Below are 21489 nucleotides of genomic sequence, written 5' to 3'. Positions count from 1 at the left end.
GCCGCTCAACTCCTCGACGACCCACTGCTCTAGGACAGATTCGTCGATCCAGAAGGTGAGGCTTCCCCTCTGCTTGAGTCCAGCGTTATACTCAGACCAGTTGCGGATGCGGTATTGAGGTTTCATGGCTTGGTTTTTGTGTGGTAACTGAAACTTACCATGCCTCTACCCTTCCGCAACCCCCCTTCATGCAACAACGCCAACACTGACTCAGAAAGTTCCTGACTACTGCACTCAGCGATCATTTCCACAGTTTACTCTAGGGGTTTACTCTGGGTATTAAGAGTTGGGTAAAGACTGACAAAACGCTTTAGTGCCCCGATCCTGGGAATGGTGTTCGAGATAGGCTTGCAACCAGTCACAACTCGATCGCAGCAGACGAGTCCTATCTAGCTGCACCTCCCAAAGTTTAACCGTATTGTCAAACGCTGCGGAGGCAAGCCATTGGCCATCAGCACTAAAGCTGAGACTATTAATGCCAGCACGATGGCCTTCCAGCACTTGGACGAGTTGACCATCCGCTACATTCCATAAACGAATCGTGCGATCGCGGCTGGCTGAAGCCAACAACTGCCCATCGGGGCTAAAGGTCACCCGCAGTACATCATCCAAATGGCCTGTCATCGAATTCACTAATGTTCCTTCAGCTACAGTCCAAATTTTAACGAGACTATCCGTACCTCCAGAAGCGAGCAACTTCCCGTCGGGACTAAAACTAACGGTAGAAGAATGGCCACTATGGCCACTTAGGGTTTTAATGAGTTGCCCAGTTGCCATCTCCCATAGCTGAATCACATCCAATTGACAACCCACAGCTAATGTTTTACTGTCGGGGCTGGGATTGATCGTCGCAATGCCACAGCGATGGCTGGGATGATCACTAAATGTATGAATTACTTGACCTTTTTCTAAATTCCATTGCTTGACTACACGATTATTAGAAGTCAGGAGCGTTCTGCCATCGTCCGTGAATCGTACACTCCCAAAGGCATTTTTACCATCGGTAAACGTTTTAAGCAACGTACCTGTCTCAGCATTCCATAATTTAATCGTGCGATCGGAGCTACTGGAAGCAATGGTCTGACCATCAGGACTGAAGCGAACACTGCGAATCGTTTGCTGATGATCTCGCAACGTTTTTAACAATCGCTGGTTGCTCACATCCCACAACCGCAGAACCCGATCGACCCCACCCGCCACAAGTTTCGTTCCATCCGGGCTGAGACTAACGGTGATTAAATCCTGATCCGAGACAGCATAGGTGCGCGGTCTACCGGGATAGAGTTTCCACAATCGCACGATCCGATCGACCCCACCCGAAGCGATCGTCTTGCCATCGGGACTAAACCGCACAGTTAGCACCCGGCCACTATGTCCGCGTAGAGTTTTACTTTCCGATCGCAGATCTACCACTTCAGTGGAGAGAGGGCGATCGGCCCGTTCCAAACTAATTTCGCTAAAATCCCATAACTTAATCGTGCTATCGGAACTGGCGGAGGCGATCGTTTTCCCATCGGGACTAAACTGAACACTCCAAATCGAGGCACGATGATCGCCCCACGTTGTCAGGAGCGTCCCCGTTTCCACTGCCCACAGCCGCAGGGTAGCATCCGATCCACCTGACACTAGCAGTTTTCCATCAGGACTAAAACTAACCGCTCTCACATCGTTTCGGTGGCCTTTGAGGTGATGAATCTGAGTGCCATCTGCCACCCGCCAAAGTTTAATCGAATTGTCGGAACTGGCGGAAGCCAAGGTTTGCCCATCGGCACTGATGTTCACATCCGTTACCCAGTGATTAGGCCCATGGGCTTGAATCGTGCGAATCAACGTACCACTCGGCATGGCCCAGAGTTTGATGCGTCCCTTAGAATCGCTGGAGGCCAGCCAGTCTCCCCGTGGACTAAATCGTACCTGCCTCACCCAAGTTTGATGGCCGACTAAGGTTTTTAAAAGTTGACCATCCTGAACGCGCCAGAGTTTAATCGTGCCATCCCGACTGCTGGACGCGAGAAGTTGGCCATCAGGACTAAATTCCACACTCCACAGTTGTTGATGATGGCCTTTAAGCGTCAATTGCTCAGTACCCTCCTCCAGATTCCATAATTTAATCGTATGGTCTGCACTACCGGAGGCTAGTAACCGACCGTCAGGGCTAAACCCCAAGCCATAAATAGTATCTTGATGGCCGAGGAGTTGGTTGTATTCATGGGTGGTGTAGATTGCTTTACGCAGGGTGGTGGCAATTTGTGACTGAGTAGACTGACTCACTGTGCCCGTCGCTTCCAGTTGTTGCAGACGTTGAGCCACTTTTACTGCTTGGAGCATTCCCGCAAAGGGATTGGCGTCCAGTAAAGCCTCGATCGAGACTCCCTGTAAAAAAATATCTTGTTCTGCTAATTCCCGCTGGGCTTTGTGAGTGAGCATTTGCAGCAATGTTATCGCTATGAAAAAAATGATCGTAATGACGATCGCCCCTCCGATCGTCATTCGTTTAACTTTATATTTCGCTTGATTTAACTTTGCTTCAGCGGTTTTTTGCGCCATCACTAACGTATCGTTAGCCTCTGCTAAAATCTGGCTTTCTTCCTCCTGCACGATGAGGGCCTGTTGTACCGTACGATTTTCCAGATCTTGGCTCGCTGATAAAAACCGATAATCCGCATCACTCAGTTGCTGATTTAACGACCACTGCAAGGCATCCTGTAATGCCTGACCTCGTAATAACCGGGATTCATCTTGGCAATGGGAAGCAAACCAAGCATTCAACGACTCGGCATAGGGGCGGAGTTTCTGAAGTTGTACCGCAATCCACGCTAGGTTGAAAATTCGCTGGTAAATTTTGTTGCAAACCCGTAGCCTGCCTTGTTCCTGGACGACTAACCCCGATAGACGTAATTCAGTCTGTTCCGGACTACCATCCGCTAGCAAGCCCCCCTGTTCTAGAACCTGTTGATAAATTCCCAGTAATTGTCCTGCTTTGGATTGGTTTCTTAACAGCCGATCACGAATGGTTTTGAGATGTTCGGGTTCATCCTGGGCTTCCCAGTTGTTAATCACGCGGGTTTGCACCACCTGTTCCACTGAGACGAGCGACGGCATGATGGTAGCGTCGCTTTCCTGCACCATTTCTACGATCAATTGGCACAACTTTTGGGTCAGAAAGGGCTGCCCCCCTGTCCAATCCAGGATATTGACGATCGTCGTTTTGGGGTCAGCAACTTGTGCCGCTAAACTGTCGATCAGCGGTTGAACCTCGGTTAATTGAAAGCCAGACAGCGCGATCGCATGGCCAATGTTAAACGGCGTTTGGGTTTTATCCGTAATTAAGTCAGATGGCGTCGCAACACCTAACAAAGCAAAGGTAAGGCGCTGATAGTTTGGATTATCGGCCCGTTGATTGTAGAAAAAGCGAATGAGTGCGAAAAAGTCATCTAAGGAAAAATTCTGACTCAGGACTCGATCGATTTCATCAACAAAAATCACAATTTTTTGCTGCAATTCGACCAAAAGAATTTGGTCAATAAATAAATGCAATCGCTGCACCGGAGATAAAATATCTCGATGCTCTCGCCACCACGATCGCCATTGCACTTTATGACTGAGATGACAACTGCTCACGAGGGAACTGACAATTCCGGCATACCATTTTTCCGGCGTCACGTCTTCTTTGCCGATGCCTGTTAGATCAATAAAGGCACAAATTATTCCATCTGCTTGTAACCGTTGCATTGTCCGAACTCGCAAACTGGATTTCCCCATTTGTCGAGCATTGAGCACATAGCAGAACTGGCTAGCTTTTAAACGATTATAGAATTCCTGATCCGCTTGGCGCGTGACGTAGCACTGAGCATCACTGGGCAAACTGCCACCCACTTGATACAAATCCCAGCGGCGATCGTAACGGTTGCGATTGAAGGGAATTTCAGCCATATTTTTTGGCCTCAACGCTGTTATTTGGCCTCAACGCTGCCTCTGAGTATACTATGACCCTCTCAAAAGTTCAGGGTTCGCTGCGAATTACCTGACTTTGCTATCCTGACTTTGCTATGCGGAAATCGTGATCCTTGACCGATCAACCTGATTTAATCCTATTTTGCCTTTTCCAGCTAGGACAGCCATTAGTGTTGCTCCTTGTTTTTGCGCCTTTGGAATCCTGATTTGATCCTATAGGCATTTCCTGCAGGGTTTTCAATAATGGTAGGTATCAAACACAGACGACAAAACCGGATGTCAACACCAATCATCCAAAGTTCATCCCAACTGTGTTCTGTAATTATTGACTAATAACAACCAGGAGTACTGAATATGGCTAGCTTTTCTCAATTTCAACGTTCCTTATTCGCGATCGGAACCCTGCTTACGATCGGAGGACTCACCCATGCGGCCAGTGCGCAGAGCATTGCGACTACGACATCTATCGCACAGCCAATAGCCGGGCAAGTAGTTGCATCCCTCACAGATTTTGAGCAAAATCCAGGAAATAATCAATCCTTGCCAGTGGTTAATGTGACAACACAGAATTTTACCAATGCCAAAGGTTGGAGAATTACTTGGACTGGAGGCGTGATTTCAGATACCAATTGGACGAAAGTTCAAAGTATTTTCAGTACGGTGACTGGTGCTGTAAATAGTATTGATTTTTTGAATAACACCAGCTGGGGAAATACTGATAATGCTGACTTTATGTTGTACTTTGGCTTGAAGGCCACCAGTGAAGTGAGTCAACTCACCAAAGCCAATGCCTTGAAGGAGACACATTTTAAGCTATCAAGTATGACCGTTACAGATTTGGCAAATGCCGCGCAAAACAACCCGAATATTTTGGGTCTCGTGTATGAACTCGGGTTTGATCAAGCCACCACGACTAAACCAAACTATCAAGCAGGGCAAATTTATGTCTTTAAAACAGACAGAAATCCAGCCAAGTATGGTGCAGTCAGAATTGTTTCAATGAATCCTAGAACCATTGAAGTAGTAGTCCAGAAATAAGGACATGCCTCGATTCCCGATATCGATTACACCTAGTGATCAATGATCGCTGTCGATCACCTATCTCTACTGCATCGCTTACTTACATATTCAGTCTACCCTCAACCTATTACCTAGAGTAGTCTGATACCGTGAATAGTCTGAAATATAGTCGTTTCCCGATCGTCTTCCTAGCAATTTCACGATCGGGAAATCTGAGATTTCTTGAGATCGGTCGCTTTCTTGATCTGAAAATCAAAATTACTTGATTTATTTACATTTTACAAGGATTATTCCTATGCAACGACGTACAATCGCTTCTGCAATTACCCTAGGTTATCTCCTATGCCTAGGAACCTTTTCCCCCAGTGCCCTAGCCAGCTCGATCGACGATCCCAACAGCATCGATTGGGCCTCAATTCGTGGATATTCCAGTCAGGCATTCCATACCTATTTCAACCAGAAAAAAGCAGACGGTTATCGCATCGTTGATTTAGAAGTTGATGAGATCAATGGAAAAGCCAGCTATTCAGCCATTTGGCAAAAAAATACAGATCAACGGGGCTGGATTAGTTTACGAGATTTGACAGACAATGAATTTTCGCAAAAATGGCAAGAAAATCGCGATAAAGGGTATCGATTAATCGATCAGGAAGCCTATACGCTCAACGGAAAACGCTTCTATGCTGGCGTTTGGATTGAGAATGTCGAAAAAACAAATTGGGTATCCTATCGCAATGTGGATGGAGCCGAATTCGGTCAACGGTTTAAGCAATATAGCGATCAAGGCTATCGCATGATTAGTTTAGATGCCTATGGCAGTGGAAATCAACCCCTCTATGCCGCCATTTGGGTGAAAAACACAGACAATACAGATTGGCTAGAAAATCGTGATATGTCTGAAACCACTTATGCAGATAAGTTTAAAACACTCAGTCAGCAAGGCTATCGAGTTTTAGACTTTGAATCTTACCAACGTAATGGGCAACAGCAATATGCTGCGATTTGGGTGAAAAATAATGGCCGTGGCTGGAAAACACGGCGAGACCTGACAGCGAATGAATTTGGTAACTGGTGGAAAACCTATAACGATGAAGGCTATCGCTTAGTTGATTTTGAAGCCTATGCCACCCCTCAAGGAACCCGTTATGCAGGCGTCTGGCGGCAGAACAACGATCGAGCCAATTGGGCACCTAAAAACGCGATCGACAATGCGATCGAAGCCTATCAAGATAAATTTAAAGTTCCTGGGATGAGCGTCGCGATCGCGCAGAACGGCAAACTGGTGTATACCCGTGGTTTTGGTTATGCCGATATCGCCAAACAAAAGGTAGCCCATGCAGGTACCGTCTTTCGCCTTGCTTCGGTCAGCAAACCCATTACCGCAGCACTAATGATGCGGTTGGTGGAACAGGGACGGCTGGATCTCGATCAAGCTAGCCGGACGTACGTTCCCACACTGCCTAAACATCACACCCATACTGTGCGCCAACTGTTCAAACACCAAGCAGGAATTCGCCATTATCGCGGTAGTCAGCGCAAAGATTGCATTGTGCCCAATAACTCTGACTGGAAGGACTCTAGCTCGACCCAGTATGCCACCGCCACCGCTGCCACCGCCCTATTCCGGGATGATCCCCTAATGTTTTCACCGGGTACCAAAAGCTGTTACAGCACCCATGGATATACAATCTTAGGGGCAACCATGGAAAGCGCCGCTAAAGTCTCCTTTGCCACGCTGATCGATCGGGAATTGGCCAAGGGCTTAAATCTTCCGACACTCCAGTTGGAAGTCCTCAGTCAGCCGCATCCAGAACGCGCTACGTTGTATAAAACCAAGGATGATATTAATGATGCCAACGTTCCTGCGGCTTGGGACAACATCAGTTGGAAAGGCCCAGGGGGTGGCATGATTGCATCCAGTGTTGATTTAGCACTGTTTGGCGCTAGGTTGAGTGATGGCTCGCTTCTATCGCAGCAAAAGCGCGAAGAACTTTGGAAGACGACACTTTCCTTTAGTGGCGCACAAAATGGTGCACAATCTCACCTGCGGGTCTACTTCAATGAAGGACTGGTAATTTCAGTGCTTTCCAATCAACAAATTAACCTGGATAAAGATGATCCTGAAAAGGATGAGCTTGGCCCTGGCAATCTAGCGAGCACATTGGCTAGCATCATTCGCAAATAGCAATTTCGTAAATAGCGGTTCGTAGGTAATCGCATTACCGATCGGTCATATTGCAAACGTAATACCGCCGATCGGTAGAACTGTAAATCAGATGGTGTAGCGAGCAGCCCATGGGGCAAACTGACCAATCACATCAAGACCCGAGAAAAATATTTTTGATAGAGCTGGCACTGAGGTACAACATGATTATCCCTGCGATGGATTAATCCCATACTATGCAATTTATAAATTTGCATGGGATCGAGTTCAACGGGTTCCGCTACATTTACCACTCGCATTAACGCTTGGGCAAGATCGGGAACCTGCTGAAGTATTTCCAAATATCGCCGCAAATGATCGCAGTAGATACCGGATTCCGTTGACGCTGATTGGACAATTTGCGTGACTGAGAGCGATCGAACTTTGGCATAATATAGCGCCAGCCGCACTAGATAGGGATGCCCACCGACCATTTCCATCAGTTGGGCACATTCAGCAGCATTCCAATCTAAGCCATGCAAATCAGCCAAGGCTTGAACCTGCTCCCCATGAAATTCCGGTAGCTCAATGGGAATCCCTGCATTGAATGGAGATTGGTTAATGTCGAGGGGAATATACACTTCCGTAGAATGGGCGATCGTCAGTCGTAATTGCTGCCAGAGGGGAGAAACGCGCCCCTTTTCGTGCCAACTTCGTAACATACCGAGAAAATCTTCTACCACTTCAGTGTGGATAAATAATCGATCGAGATTATCTAGCGCTAAAACGAGCTGAGTCGCGATTTGAGGCAGTAGATATTCTTCAAAATACACGGTGCAATTGTCATTACTGCCTAAAATTTCCGTATCCCAATATTCTGGTAACCGATTGTCTAAATTAAGCTGTCGCCCCACCATTAGACAAAACCAGCGCAGAAACGTATCCAACTGCGTTAAAACCCTGCGATCGCAACTGCCCAGGTCAAGATACACCGTCTGGTAATCCTGCTGAGACGCCTGAGCCAGAATTCGGTGGATGAGAGATGTTTTTCCCATCAGCTTGGGGGCTTTGATGCGTAGCAGGGCAGCGGGCTGAGCGATCGCATCATAACACCGTTGCTCCACCTGGGATCGTTCTAGATACAGCGGGGATTCCAGGGCGATCGCGCCTTCTGGAAACGAAATAGTCATTGCATCCAACCGCTGAGCGTTCCTTCGATCGTCCATGCGATCGCCTGAGGAGAGCACCGTTGGCGGGCAGTTCTGGGTTCCAATCCAAGCTCTATGTAAAGCTTCCTTAAAATTTCTCTTCGTCACCGGTTCCGCCAAACTGTCGGAGAGTTTACGCCAGAGTTTGTTCCCCACATCTTTGTTTAAATACTCAACGCTGTACCCATAGGTTAGGGCCATTTCGTTATAGGTTTTACCCTCCCAGGCCCCTTGAAGAACCTTGATTTCGATATCACTGATATGTCTTCCATTGTCGCTAAAGACCACATCATCAGCGATTTTTTTTGCAGCGGCCCAGGAAAAAATTTCCCGATCGGAACTCTCCACCGTTGAGGGGCTTTCTACAACCTTGGAACTGGGTATAGAACCGGGTGTAGAACCGGGCATGCAACTTGGGCTAGGTTGACCGCCTAGTTGATCGCCTAGTTGATCGCCTAGTTGATCGCCTAGTTGATCGCCTAAGTGAGATTCATCGCATCGGGAACGGAGAGGGAAAGTCTGCATAGTAGGGGGGACGACACAAGATACCTGATACAACCGATCGCTAGGAGGCTTTTTGGGAAATTATGCAACTCGATCGATCAGTTCACCCCTATTTCCCGCAGCGCGTCTTATCGGTGGTTAGCGGAACCGCGATAAATCCGATCGGCCTGGTCAGGTAATAACCAAGGTGCACTGAGATAGTTATCCAACTGGCTGCTGCTGGACTGCTGGGATTTACCATTGGACGGTGCAGTAGTCGCAGCATGATGCTGGGCTTCTGGGGAGACGGGCGGCGCACTGGTGTAGACAAACTTCCCAGGACGCACTTCCACCTGGGGCTTGTCTTCCGGATACAACATCGATTGGGGCGCTTTGAACTCGTTCGTATCGGGATCGTAGGCCAAAATTTCACCGGACTCGATCTCGTAGATCCAACCGTAGATCTGCAACTTACCTTGATGCAGCCGCGATCGTACGACGGGATAGGTTTTCAAATTCTCGATCTGCGTCAGCACGTTTTCTGCCACGGCGATATCCAGCAGTTCCTCGCCCTCATACTGACTGTAATTTTCCTTCAGCAGGCGTCGCGTCGCTTCAGCATGTTTCAGCCAATCATAGACTAGGGGCATCTCTTCCTGAAGCTGGTTGAGCTTGAGTAGACCCTTCATAGCCCCACAGTGGTTGTGGCCACAGACAATAATTTGGTCAATATTCAGGGCGTGAATCGCATATTCCAAAGAAGCCCCTTCACCGCCATTCGCCGCCCCAAAGGGAGGCATCAGATTGCCCGCATTCCGGATCACAAATAACTCACCCGGATCCGTATTGAGCATGATATTGGGTGCAATCCGAGAGTCCGAGCAGGTGATGAACAGAACCCGTGGATGCTGCCCGTGGGCGAGTTGTTCGAACAGGTCACGCTTTTCTTCAAAATAGTTCGATTGGAACTCTTGAAACCCTCGGATTAGCTTTCTCATGGATGCAAACCAAAATGGTGGAGTTAGGGATGGGGACGATCGCAATCAACAATTGAATGTAGACCAGCGATCGAACACTTAGTCAGCACTTAGCCAGCACTCCCTATTGTCTAGCAAAGCGGGATCGACGAGGCAACGATTTGCATGATGAGTTCGATTAGCAAACTTAATTGCCAACCCCCCTGCCACCCTGCCACTCCCCACCCTCGCACCCTGCCACTCGCCTACTTCAACAAATACTCCTGAATAAACATCACCGTGGCATAGAACTGATAATCAACATTTTTCTTTTTACTAAAACCATGGCCTTCATCCTTCGCCATCAGGTACCAAACAGGCACGCCATTATTCCGAACGGTTTTTACAATTTGCTCGGCTTCGTTGAGCGGTACCCGTGGATCGTTTTTGCCATGGACAACAAACAGCGGCACCTTAATTTTGCTGGCATTGGTCAGCGGCGAAATCTGGTTTAAAAAAGCCCGCATTTTAGGATCGCGCTCATCCCCATATTCCACCCGTCGCAGATCCCGCCGATAGCCTTCCGTTTTTTCTAAAAAAGTAACAAAGTTGGAAATGCCCACAATGTCGATCGCCGCCCGAATGCGATCGCTATATTTGGTTGCCACGGCTAGGGACATGTAACCGCCATAGCTGCCACCGGTCACGAGAATTCGATCGGGATCCAAATCGGGCTGTTGCTTAATCCAGTCCAGTAATGCGCCGATGTCTTTGACGGAATCTTCCCGTTTATAGCCGTTATCCAAGGTTAGAAAGGTCTTGCCATAGCCCGCAGAACCCCGCACATTGGGAAACAGGATCGCCACTCCCAACTCGTTCAGGTAGTAATTCATCCGGCCTAAAAAGTAGGGTTGGGCTTGGGCTTCTGGGCCACCGTGGATGTCGATAATGACTGGGCGCTTACCGGGAAACTTGCTGGCCGGGGGGCGATAGAGAAATCCTGAAATTGTTTTGCTATCAAAACTTTTCCAGCGCACCAGTTCCGCCTCAGAAAATTGGCTGGTATCCAATCCAGTTTCGCTTTCTGTCCAGCGGGTAATTCGGTTAGTTTGGATATCGAGGGAATAGACATCGGCGGTGGATTTAGCTGACATCATGGTGAGACCGAGATCTCGATTATTGCGATGCCAACTGATCCCGAAAATCAGGCCAACGGGCAATTTTGGCAGAGTACGCTCTTGCCCTGTCACAGTATCGAGGACGTGCAACACATTCAAACCATCTTCGTTTGTAACAAAGGCAAGGTGCTGGCCGTTGTCTGAGAGAGCGATCGCGTCCACATCCCAGGGAATCTGACTCGTGAGATAGGTCATTTGGAAGGAAGCTAAATCCACTTTGGCCAGTCGAGCAAATTCTGAATCTTTGTCGGTGACGATGTAGAGTCCTTTGCCGTCTGGGGTAAACACAGCATCTCTGTAGGCAACTTTTTCGGAGGTGGGAGGGGTGAGGCGCGTTTTCTGACCGGTTTGAGTGTCGATCGTCCAGAGGTGGCTTTCGTTGGCGGAAATGTATTCGATCGCAACGATCGTGCGACCATCCGGCGACCAATCCAAGGGCCCCCAGCCACCGCCCTGCACTTGGGTCAGGAGTCGATCGCTGTTGGGCTGACTGGGATTGATGATGTAGAAATCGTTGTCCTGTCCGGTGCGACGGGTGGAGGTGTAGATCATGCGATCGCCGTTGCGGTTCCAAATTCCTCGACTGTTCCGAGATTTGCCATCGGTCAAGAGCGTAACTTCCCCCGTAGCCCAGTCGTAGCGGTAGTTTTGATTAAACTCGTTGCCGCCTATGTCCTTACTGAAGACGAAATAGTTCCCTTGGGTCGGTTGAAAGGTGGATCCAGCCACGCGTTCTGGGAAAAAGGTCAGCTGCTTGCGCATCCCCAAGGGCGATCGCAGCCAATGCACCTGAGCCACATCGGCAAAGCGGGTAGAGATCAACATTTCCCGACGGGTGGGGTGCCAACTGGCTAAACTGGCCGATCGGGCGTTCGTGTAGCGATTCACCCGATCGACGAGTTGGGTGGGAATGGGTGGAATTCCCTCCACCACTAAGTTGTCCCCAGGAGCCACTCCCGATGCTACAACAGAAGTAGTCTCTGCACGTAAGGCAGGTGCCGAGATGCCTCCTGCCAAGATCAGAGAGATAAACCATCCTAGGGATACCCGCGCCATAGCAGTCTTCGGGTAGGAGTAGATGATTGAAAATCCAGTTAAAGCTTCAGTCTTGCCCAATCCAACCATGGGATTCCCCTATTCAAGCAACCAATAGAACAAATCCACCTTAAGCGATCGGTGGACGATAGGTGCAATGCAGCCAGTTGCGACCCACTTGCGACCCACTTGCCAGTTGCGACCCAGGTCCCAGTTGCGGCCTCCAGGTGCGCCCTTCAGTTTCTAGCATCAGTTCTACCCAAAGTGCCAGTTGCGTTATTACTTCTGGTTGATCCTTAAAATTAAGAAATTCTTAATCTTAAAATTAGAAGATTGTGGGTTTTCTACGGTTGCTCTATGTTGTTTTCTGAAGTTTTTTGCGAAGATCTATAAGGATAATCTCATCTCCTGGGCATAACCGCGATTAGACACCTGTGATTAGACGTCAAGGATATTAAGCCAATGTAAACTTTCGCTCCGCTTTCTGCGCCTGTCCTGCCCTTCTGGGGATGCTCTACTGGCTACACCGACCTTGCAACCCTCAACTGAATCTAACGACTCACTCATTCTGAGGATTCGGCTTCATTCCCTGATTTTTTCTCCTATGCAACCTGACTCAAGTGATTCCTCTAAGAAAACCGCAGCGAAGAAGACTTCAGCTAGTGGCGAATCCGATCCTCTCTCTTCACGTAATGGGTTCCCAACCATGGAAATAGTTATCCCTGACCCGATTAGTCAACTGACAAATGGTAGTGGCTACGGAGCGGACATACGCGGACGATCGGCCTACGATACCAGCCGATTGCCGGAAAACGACCAGAAAATTGACCAGTTTCGTCAAGTGCTCGATCGGCACCGGGGAGAACGCCAAATTATTATTTTGCAGGACTTTCCCGATCCCGATGCGCTGTCGTCGGCTTGGACCTATCGGTTGATCGCCCAAAAATATGAGATTCACTGCGAAATTGTCTACGCCGGAACCCTGAGCCACCAAGAAAATATTGCGTTGGTAAAACTGACCGGAATTCCGTTGCAGCGTTGGACAGTTCAAGCAATGCGGACGAAGGATCTGTCCCTGTATTCCGGCTGTGTGCTGATTGATAACCAAGGCACTACCAGTCAGTTGATGTCCGTGCTGCGGGAGTCTACCATTCCCATCATTGCGATCATTGATCACCACAGCTTGCAGGAAGATCTACGGGCGGAATACGTGGACATTCGCACCCACACGCGAGCCACAGCGACGATTTTGACCCAGTACCTCCAAGCGGGATTGCTGAAGCTGGATAGCAACATTGCCGAACATGTCAAATGTGCAACGGCGCTGATGCATGGTTTACGATCGGATACCAATCGCCTCATGCAAGCTCAGGAGGAAGATTTCCTAGCAGCAGCTTACTTGAGTAAATTCTATGATGCGCAGTTGTTAAATGCAGTGTTGCAATCTTCGCGATCGCGCCCGGTAATGGATGTGATTGAGCGATCGTTGAAAAATCGCTGCGTTCAGAACAACTTCTCCATTGCGGGGGTGGGTTATCTGCGCTATGACGATCGGGATGCCATTCCCCAGGCCGCAGACTTTCTAGTCACGGAGGATAACGTGCATACAGCAGTGGTCTACGGCATTGTCCATGACGAAGATGACGAAGTGGAAATGGTAGTGGGTTCACTGCGGACGAATAAAATCACCCTCGATCCCGACGAATTCCTCAAGGAAGCCTTTGGCCATGATTCCAATGGGCGCTTTTTTGGGGGAGGTCGATCTCAGGCGGGGGGCTTTGAAATTCCGATCGGTTTTCTATCGGGCTTTGCGGAAAATAGTGAATACGCCCAAATGAAGTGGCGCATTTACGATGCCCAGGTCAAACAAAAGTTGCTGCGGTTAATTAATCCAGAACAAAACTATCCCAAGGGGTTGAACTTGTCTTAAGTCGCTACATGGATGCCAGGAACGAGGACTTCCTAGAGGTAGGGGATTTGCAAAGAAATAATATCCCTTCTTCATTCCCCTACCCTCCTACCCTTTTACTCTCCTACCCCTACCCAATTGGGATTTTATTTATGCGCTTTTCCCTAGGGTGAGTGACGATCCTGGTAGTTTGAGCGCACCGAATTCTTGTTTGAGTGCACCGCAATTCTCGATCGAACTTCAGCCCAAGCTCTCTGTAGCAATCGCATTGACTGATGCCTACATAACTGATACCTACATAACTGATACCTACATTATGTCTACATTTTCGCTGTATCTAATTCGCCACGGGCTAGCTGGCCAGTTTGGAGACTATGCCGATGATGCACTGCGTCCACTAACCTCAGAAGGCGTCCAAAAAACGCGGAAAGTGGCTCGACGCCTGCGGGAAGTTGGGGTTCAGGTCGATCGTCTCTTCACCAGTCCCTACCTCCGAGCCCATCAAACGGCAAAAATTTTGCAGGAAGAGGGGATTGGGACTGATTTAGAAGTGCTGAACTGCTTAGCACCAGAGGGGAGTTTTGCCGCTTGGCTAGAAGTCTTGCAGGCTTGGCAAGCTGTGGCGAAACCGATCGCGATCGTGGGCCATGAACCAGATCTGAGCCAAGCAGCTGAACGCTTGATTTTTGGAGATATCGTTAACCGCTTCGTGTTGAAAAAAGCAGGCACGATCGGACTGGAATTACCTACAACGGGCAACTTGGTTGGCAAAAGTACAATATTTTGGTTAACATCACCGCGATTGTTATTGTGATTATGGGTTGGGAACTTGATAAATTGCCCGTTCGATCACCACTCAAATCAGCGCAGTTGAACAACCTAAGTCAGCAATTTAACTAAACGGCGGGCCACCATTTGCACGATCTCCCAATCCCCAGTTTCGATCGCTTTCTTGGGGAATAAACTACCGGATAGTCCGACCGCGATCGCCCCAGCCTTCAGCATCGATTTAGCATTACTCATTGTGACGCCCCCAGTGGGAATGAGGGGAATTCCTTTGAGGGGATCTTGCAGGCTTTGAATATAATTTGCCCCGCCGAGGGCACTGACGGGAAACACCTTAATAGTTTTTGCCCCTGCTTGCCATGCTTGTAGGATTTCCGTCGGCGTTAGGGCTCCAGGCACGAGGGGAATTCCCTGGGAATTGGCAAAAGCGATCATCTCCGGGTTGGCAAAGGGCGAAAAGGCAAACTGTGTCCCGGCAGCGAGGGCTTTATCCAACGCCTCAACGGTCAGCACGGTTCCCGTTCCAATCACACAATCCGGGTAAGCTTCGCGTAATCGTGCAATTAACTCCGGCGCTCGATCGCTATCCCACGTCACTTCAATCAACCGCATTCCCCCCTTGGCTACTGCATTCGCCATCTGCCAGCCAAGATCATAGTGCGGAGTACGAATCACGGCGATCGCGCGATTTTGGGTGAGAAGTTGGAGCCAGGAATCGGAAATCATGATGTCTCGAAACTAAAACCACTTTAATTTAAACTACTTTGAGCAAAGACAGTTTTACGTTACGACCACTTTACGCCATGAAAAAGGCAGATCCGGAGATCTGCCCACGTGCTACCGATAAGATGAAACTAGGATGAAATAGAAACCAGGACTTTATTTAACTTGTTGGTTCCGAGCTTCCCAAGCAGCTTCCAGCAGTTTTGCCCAGCGCTTCTGAACCTGTTTTTCCGTGCATTTCAGGGATTTAGCAATCACCTTATCTTCTGTACCCGTTTGTTTGAAGTCTAAGAGTTGCTGTTGCTCGGGGGTGAGGTTGGCCCGGAATTGCTGCCAGAGCTGGGGTGAGAGGCCGAGATTCCGATCGAGATCGGCCCCTAACCACTCATGCACCAACTGCCAATTGTGGGAAATGGCAAACTTTTCAACGTGGTACTTAAAACGCTGTTGCAGGTAGTCCCGTTGCCGTGCGGTCAGGCCCAGAATTTCATCGATTTCCGGTACGGATAGATCTTGCAACTTCAAGGTCAGGTAGTTAATGCAATCTTGCTGATCTTGAGATTCCAAATACTGAATCAGTTCCGTCACCACCCGATCGCGCAGAGAATCCTCACCATTGTCTTGCTTCTCAGACACCATTTGTTCGCGGATCATCTGCAACACTGGAGACCGCCCATAAGCATCCGATTCCGAATCCTTTGCCGATTCCATTGCCGTTTCAATATCGACTGTAATTTCCTGGGGTTGGCGATTGGCAAAGCGTTGTGCCCGCAAAATCACTAACTGTTGGCTTTGGCATCCCGGCAGGGTGATCCGACGCTTGGCGTACTGTTCGGTAAACGCCATGTATTCCGCCAGTTGTAGCTTTGTTTTGGGTTGGTAGGTTTCCGCCAATACATTTTCTCGACGGAAAGCCCGCAGCGACTCAGTGTAAAACCCTTGCAGAAAATCTTCGATCAGGTTGTAGCGAGCTTGGAAGCTGAGTTGCAGATGGGCCGGGGAGATCGGGCGGTAAACCATGGTGCTCAGGGTACTGTGCAAATCAACCCGACCCCGGCGGGAACCCAGTTGATAGAAGTGGATGCACTTTTGCAACCGATAACGAGCCAGGGTCAACCGCCAAGAACCGACTTGGCCGGAGGTTTGAATACGATCGCTCTTGCTACAAATCCGCTCGACCTCAACGGCAATCCGTTGAGCGATCACTTGAACTGATTCCGTCGGTTTCAGGTTGAGTTCTGTGGTCAGTTCAGACACTAAGATTTGAGCAAGCTTTTGGATATCACGCTGGTTCAGGTCATCCAGTTGAGGATTGCGTTTTTGGGGAGTGTCAGAAGCCAGACCAGAAGGTTGTTCAGCAGCAGAAGCAAAGTGGGTGTTCATAGGATGTTTCTCTCGGTAGCGCACACCTGTACCTTCGGACGGTAAAGGGGGGATTCCCCGAAACTTAGGTCAGTTTGTCAGGTGGCTCAGACTCATTTTGTCCTGAAATGCTGAAACTCAGATGGAATAATGAAGATCAGCCCACCCGATCGAGGAGCAAGCATCCCAAATGTGACAGTTTAGTGTGACAATTTTATAGGTGTGACAGTTGGTGTGACAATCCAGAGCATAACCTGTGTAGTGCGATCGAATGCCCCTTCAACAAGGGGAACGTTAAGTCCTTTGCTGAACCCTATGTTCTACTCCGGGGGGTATCTCCGGGGGTATCTCCGGGGGTATTGTACTCTGCGACCGAACGGGGCATGCTAATGGGTGAACTGGCATGGGTAAAAATCCCTGCTGTGCGATCCGATGCTCCAGCAATGCGCCAACTTAGATTTCCTGTGTTCCCCCGTGCTCTGATTAAACTGAACTCCATTTTTGCGTTAGCGATCGCCTATTACGCAACCGCAGAACTGTCTCGCTACTTGGCCTCCACACCTCAAGATGTTACGCCGGTATGGCCGCCCGATGGTCTTGCCGTCGGAGCCATCCTTTTATTTGGCAATTGGTTAGGCTACGGCGTGGGGCTAGGTTCATTCCTCGCCAATTTCTGGGCCTTTCGTGATGCAACAAGTCTCCCCGCGTTATTGATTTCCACTTTGCCCGTTCTTGGCATTGCGATCGGGACAACGGCAGGCACCCTATTGGGAGTCTGGCTACTGCGGAAATCCACCAAGGGTCGCTACCCCCTAGAGCGGGTTACCGATGTCTTTCGATTTCTGTTCTTTACAGGAATGGTTGGGCCAGCCATTAATGCCACCGTTGGAGTGACCTGTTTAACCCTAAATAGCAAACTTCCTTGGCCTGCCTATGGCACAGTCTGGTTAACCTGGTGGATCTCCAATGTCTCAGGGATTTGGATCGTGACGCCAGTTATACTTTCCTGGAAACATTTCCTTCAGGGGAGTCAGCATCCTATCCGGCAACTGCGGCAATGGCTGTTTCCCCCCTTGCGTTCAGAGGCGTTGGCAGGGACAACCCACCCCCATCCGCTTTTAACCCAAAAACCTTGGCGCGAACTTTGGAACACCCTAGAGCCTGCGTTTTTATTAGGGTTGATTACCATCATTGGGGGAGTGGCGTTTGACAAAGGCCACCACCTAGAGTTCATGCTGATTCCTCTGCTGATTTGGGCCGCATTTCGCTTCGGGCAACCCGGAGCCACGCTGCTAACGGGGGTAGTGGCCGCGATCGCAGTCATTGCCACCGTCAATGGGAAAGGGGGCTTTGCAAGTGCAGATCTAAATTACTCTTTGATGCAATTGCAATCCTTTGTTGGCGTCATTACCCTCACCATTTTGGTTCTGACCGCCACGATCGCCGAACGGGCCCAGGCAGAAGCGAAATTGCGGGGAGCCTTTGCTGAACTTGCTGAAACGAATGAGAAGTTAGAAGTTCGGGTACAGGAAAGAACCGAAGAACTCTATCTCAAGAACGCAACATTACAGCAAACTCTCACTCAGTTGCAACAAACCCAACTGCAAATGTTCCAGAGTGAGAAAATGTCAGCCTTGGGGCAAATGGTGGCGGGTATTGCCCATGAAATCAACAATCCTGTCAATTTCATTCATGGCAACTTAGTTTACATTGAACGCTATGTTCAAGATTTACTTCAAGTGATTCAAGCCTATCAACTCCATTACCCGAACCCACCCCAAACGCTACAAATCCTGCTGGATGAAATCCATTTCACCTTTCTCCAAGAAGATCTGATGAATCTTCTCAGGTCAATGAATGTCGGAACCGATCGGATTCGGCAAATTATTTTATCCCTGCGCAACTTTTCTCGGTTGGATGAAGCAGATTTTAAAGTAGTTGATATCCATGAGGGACTAGAGAATACGCTTCTCATTTTAAAGCACCGCTTGATTGGGAAGCATCATCGTCCAGACATTGAAGTCGTCAAGCATTACGGTAATTTGCCGTTGGTTGAATGCTATCCCAGTCAAATCAATCAAGTGTTTATGAACTTACTGGCCAATGCGATCGATGCATTGGAAGAACCCATGGCCCACCCGATCTCCGAGGAGGGTAAACCTCAATTGCGACGGATTTGGATTGCTACCCGCCTCACCGAAGAAAACCACGTACAGATTGAAATCGTGGACAACGGTTTAGGTATTACAGAAGACGTGCGATCGCGCATTTTTGATCCCTTTTGGACAACGAAATCCATCGGCAAAGGAACAGGTTTAGGACTCTCTATCAGTTATCAAATTATTGCAGAAACCCATCATGGGCAACTTTGGTGTAGTTCAACGCCCGGAAGAGGCACTAAGTTTGTGGTTGAGATTCCAGTTCACCAATTGCCGAAAACGATGATCCAGGAATCTTGATCTCCATCAACGCAGTTTGAGGCAGCATTTTGGGCAGTCTAGGGTCTAGACTTTGTTCTAGATTCTTGGGCCGCCCTAGCAACATGAAAATGTCGATTTCCCTTCCCGCCCATCGGCGATTGTTCCTCCCGATCCTACGATGGGGCCTCTTAGCCCTATTGCTTGTCCTCCTTCTGGTCGGGGCAATACCGGGCTATCTCAAAGGCAGTTGGTTCTGGCAATCTCCGCCACCGGTTACGGTTCTGCAAAACCTGAAGCATCTACGGCAGCATGGATTACCTCTACCCGGTTGGCAAATGACGAAACAGCGAACCCTGACCCTCGGTGATCACATTTGGTCTGTGCAAGAAAGCCAAGATAGCCAGCAGAACACAGCCATTGTGTTCCTATTTACGCAAAATGGCCCCAAGGATCAACCTCAGGTGGAATGGATGGATCTGAATGGGATTCAACAATGGGACACCGATTCCCAACAATCCCTTACGTTTACAGTATCACCAACCAATTCCCCTGCTAATTCCCAACCCGTCACCGTCACAGCCCAACTGTTTCGAGCTTGGAATCGGCAGCAAACCTATGCGGTATTGCAGTGGTACGCATGGCCGACGGGAGGATCGCCCGTCCCTAGCCATTGGTTTATGGCCGATCGCTTAGCTCAACTGCACCGCCAACGCCAACCCTGGGTCGCGGTTTCAGCCTTATTGGAAATTGAACCGTTGGATGATTTAGGCAACTATCGCGATCGCATTGATAGCTTCGGGAAGACTATACAGAGTGCTCTCCTGGAAACCGTGTTTAAATCTGCCGCTTAGGCCCAAAATTTTCGGCCCAAAATTTTCTCTGGAATCTCCCGCGATTCCTGTGCTATAAGTCACCTTGACCCACCTACTCTCCAACCCAGCCAAATCCCACTTCCCTGGCCAAGACCAGCGCTGTTGAACGCCTGTCCTTTGAAACCCATGCTGTCCTTTGAAACCCATGGTTGTCACCCCCTTTCCAATTCGGCGCTCTGTTCGGTGGACTGCCCTCTCGATCGCCAGTTTCCATACCACCTTGCAAATTTCCTTAGGGATCTTGGCTGGGAGCGCCTGGATTCGCCCAAGTTTCGCTCAAACACCGCCCCCGCCGACCCTGGAACCCGATCGCCGACCAACCGCCCTGGAACTGGTCGAACAAGCACGGCAACAACTGCGCGATCGCGGCGAACTGCCCCCGGCGGATGCACTGAGCCTCCCCCAGGGAACGGCTGAAACGGGGATTCCCAACGCAACAGAATCCATTCCCATGCCGACCTTTGGCCAATATCGGTTGGGTGCTGGGGATGTGGTGTCGGTCTTTGTGCAACGGTTTCAGGACTTTAGCTTCCAAGCCGCGATTGATCCCGAAGGCAAAATAACCCACCCAGTATTGGGCAAAATTGAACTGCAAGGACTGACGATCGATGAAGCCCAGGCAAGGGTGCAGCAAGCCGTGAGTCGGTACATTATTAATCCGATCGTCCTCCTCTCGCTCGCCAATCAACGGACTGTACAAGTGACCGTGACAGGGGAAGTGGTACGACCGGGGTTGTATCCCCTTGGCAATCAGCCCCAGCGAGTCTCCTCCGTTCTCCTCGCAGCAGGGGGCACCACGGATCAAGCCGATCTGCGGGAGGTCAAAGTTCGACGAGCCCTGCCCAATGGCAACACGATCGAGGAAACGTTAGATTTATTCACCCCATTAAAAATGGGAACATCGTTGCCCGATGCCCGCTTGCAGGATGGCGATGTGATTATGGTCGCAAAGTTGCAACCGGATAAATTGCAGGAGTACGATCGCAGCATTGTGGCCCGATCGACCTTGGTTAAACCCCAACTGACGATTCGCGTCCTCAGCTATGCCCGAGGGGGCCTAGGAGAAGTAATTGTGCCCAACGGCAGCAAGTTTGTCGATGCCCTAGCCAAGGTGGGCCTCAATCCAGATGCCGCCAATCTGCGCAAAATTGCAGTGGTGCGCTTTGATGGCGTCCAGCAAAAGGCCATTACCTTCCAACTGGATGGCAAAAAGGCCATTATGGGCGACACAACACAAAATATTGCCCTCCAGGATAATGATGTGATTGTGATTGGGCGCAACTTAGTGGGCAAAATCACCTATGCCTTAAATGTGTTCACCCAGCCCTTTCGGGATGTATTAGGATTCCTCTTGTTTTTCCGTGAATTGGGCAGTAGCGCAACCAATCTGTTTCGACCCTCGGGGCAGGAGTAATTCTGACCCAGAATCTGACCCAGAAG

General features: G+C 49.4%; 13 protein-coding genes and 1 pseudogene. 7 read left to right on the top strand and 7 right to left on the bottom strand.

The window, feature by feature from the left end; genetic code table 11:
• Positions 1-126 (bottom strand): annotated as a pseudogene (locus ACN4EG_RS09685) (IS5/IS1182 family transposase); the annotation flags it as partial.
• A gap of 153 nt (positions 127-279) precedes the next feature.
• On the bottom strand, positions 280-3933 hold the full coding sequence (locus ACN4EG_RS09680) for a WD40 domain-containing protein (RefSeq protein WP_431629142.1): 3654 nt from the start codon (positions 3931-3933) through the stop codon (positions 280-282).
• Between the two features lie 375 nt (positions 3934-4308).
• Here ACN4EG_RS09680 and ACN4EG_RS09675 point away from each other — a divergent pair, with 375 nt between their 5' ends.
• On the top strand, positions 4309-4992 hold the full coding sequence (locus tag ACN4EG_RS09675; protein WP_431629141.1) for a hypothetical protein: 684 nt from the start codon (positions 4309-4311) through the stop codon (positions 4990-4992).
• A gap of 277 nt (positions 4993-5269) precedes the next feature.
• A complete protein-coding gene (locus ACN4EG_RS09670; protein ID WP_431629140.1) occupies positions 5270-7159 on the top strand; it encodes a serine hydrolase in 1890 nt (629 codons plus the stop codon).
• A gap of 128 nt (positions 7160-7287) precedes the next feature.
• Here the strand turns inward: ACN4EG_RS09670 and ACN4EG_RS09665 are convergent, their stop codons facing one another.
• From ACN4EG_RS09665 to ACN4EG_RS09655, 3 genes are all read right to left on the bottom strand, one after another.
• Positions 7288-8850, bottom strand: coding sequence for an AAA-like domain-containing protein (locus ACN4EG_RS09665; RefSeq protein WP_431629139.1), 1563 nt, complete (start codon positions 8848-8850; stop codon positions 7288-7290).
• 107 nt (positions 8851-8957) lie between these two features.
• Positions 8958-9806 carry a carbonic anhydrase gene (locus tag ACN4EG_RS09660; protein ID WP_431629138.1) on the bottom strand — a complete coding sequence of 283 codons (849 nt, stop codon included), beginning with the start codon at positions 9804-9806 and terminating at the stop codon, positions 8958-8960.
• 224 nt (positions 9807-10030) lie between these two features.
• Positions 10031-12067: a S9 family peptidase gene (locus ACN4EG_RS09655; protein ID WP_431629137.1), complete on the bottom strand. Its 2037-nt coding sequence runs from the start codon at positions 12065-12067 to the stop codon at positions 10031-10033.
• A 616-nt stretch (positions 12068-12683) separates the two neighbouring features.
• On the opposite strand from ACN4EG_RS09655, the gene ACN4EG_RS09650 reads away from it, so the two are divergent.
• A complete protein-coding gene (locus tag ACN4EG_RS09650) occupies positions 12684-13907 on the top strand; it encodes a DHH family phosphoesterase (RefSeq protein WP_431629136.1) in 1224 nt (407 codons plus the stop codon).
• A 148-nt stretch (positions 13908-14055) separates the two neighbouring features.
• Positions 14056-14700: a phosphohistidine phosphatase SixA gene (sixA, locus tag ACN4EG_RS09645; RefSeq protein ID WP_431629135.1), complete on the top strand. Its 645-nt coding sequence runs from the start codon at positions 14056-14058 to the stop codon at positions 14698-14700.
• A 65-nt stretch (positions 14701-14765) separates the two neighbouring features.
• Here the strand turns inward: sixA and ACN4EG_RS09640 are convergent, their stop codons facing one another.
• A complete protein-coding gene (locus ACN4EG_RS09640; RefSeq protein ID WP_431629134.1) occupies positions 14766-15398 on the bottom strand; it encodes a bifunctional 4-hydroxy-2-oxoglutarate aldolase/2-dehydro-3-deoxy-phosphogluconate aldolase in 633 nt (210 codons plus the stop codon).
• A 153-nt stretch (positions 15399-15551) separates the two neighbouring features.
• Entirely contained in the window at positions 15552-16778 is a 1227-nt protein-coding gene (locus ACN4EG_RS09635) for a hypothetical protein (RefSeq protein ID WP_431629133.1), read from the bottom strand.
• Between the two features lie 422 nt (positions 16779-17200).
• Between ACN4EG_RS09635 and ACN4EG_RS09630 the strand changes: the two genes are divergently transcribed.
• From ACN4EG_RS09630 to ACN4EG_RS09620, 3 genes are all read left to right on the top strand, one after another.
• Entirely contained in the window at positions 17201-19216 is a 2016-nt protein-coding gene (locus tag ACN4EG_RS09630) for an MASE1 domain-containing protein (RefSeq protein ID WP_431629132.1), read from the top strand.
• A gap of 89 nt (positions 19217-19305) precedes the next feature.
• Positions 19306-20028 carry a cyanoexosortase B system-associated protein gene (locus ACN4EG_RS09625; protein ID WP_431629131.1) on the top strand — a complete coding sequence of 241 codons (723 nt, stop codon included), beginning with the start codon at positions 19306-19308 and terminating at the stop codon, positions 20026-20028.
• 166 nt (positions 20029-20194) lie between these two features.
• Complete coding sequence (locus ACN4EG_RS09620) at positions 20195-21463, top strand: polysaccharide biosynthesis/export family protein (RefSeq protein ID WP_431629130.1); 1269 nt, start codon at positions 20195-20197, stop codon at positions 21461-21463.
• Positions 21464-21489 lie beyond the last annotated feature (26 nt).

Source organism: Alkalinema pantanalense CENA528 (assembly GCF_050753345.1).
Classification (GTDB): domain Bacteria; phylum Cyanobacteriota; class Cyanobacteriia; order Leptolyngbyales; family Leptolyngbyaceae; genus Alkalinema; species Alkalinema pantanalense.
The sequence above is the reverse complement of the archived record's forward strand: the minus strand, read 5'-3'. Positions and strand labels throughout refer to the sequence as shown.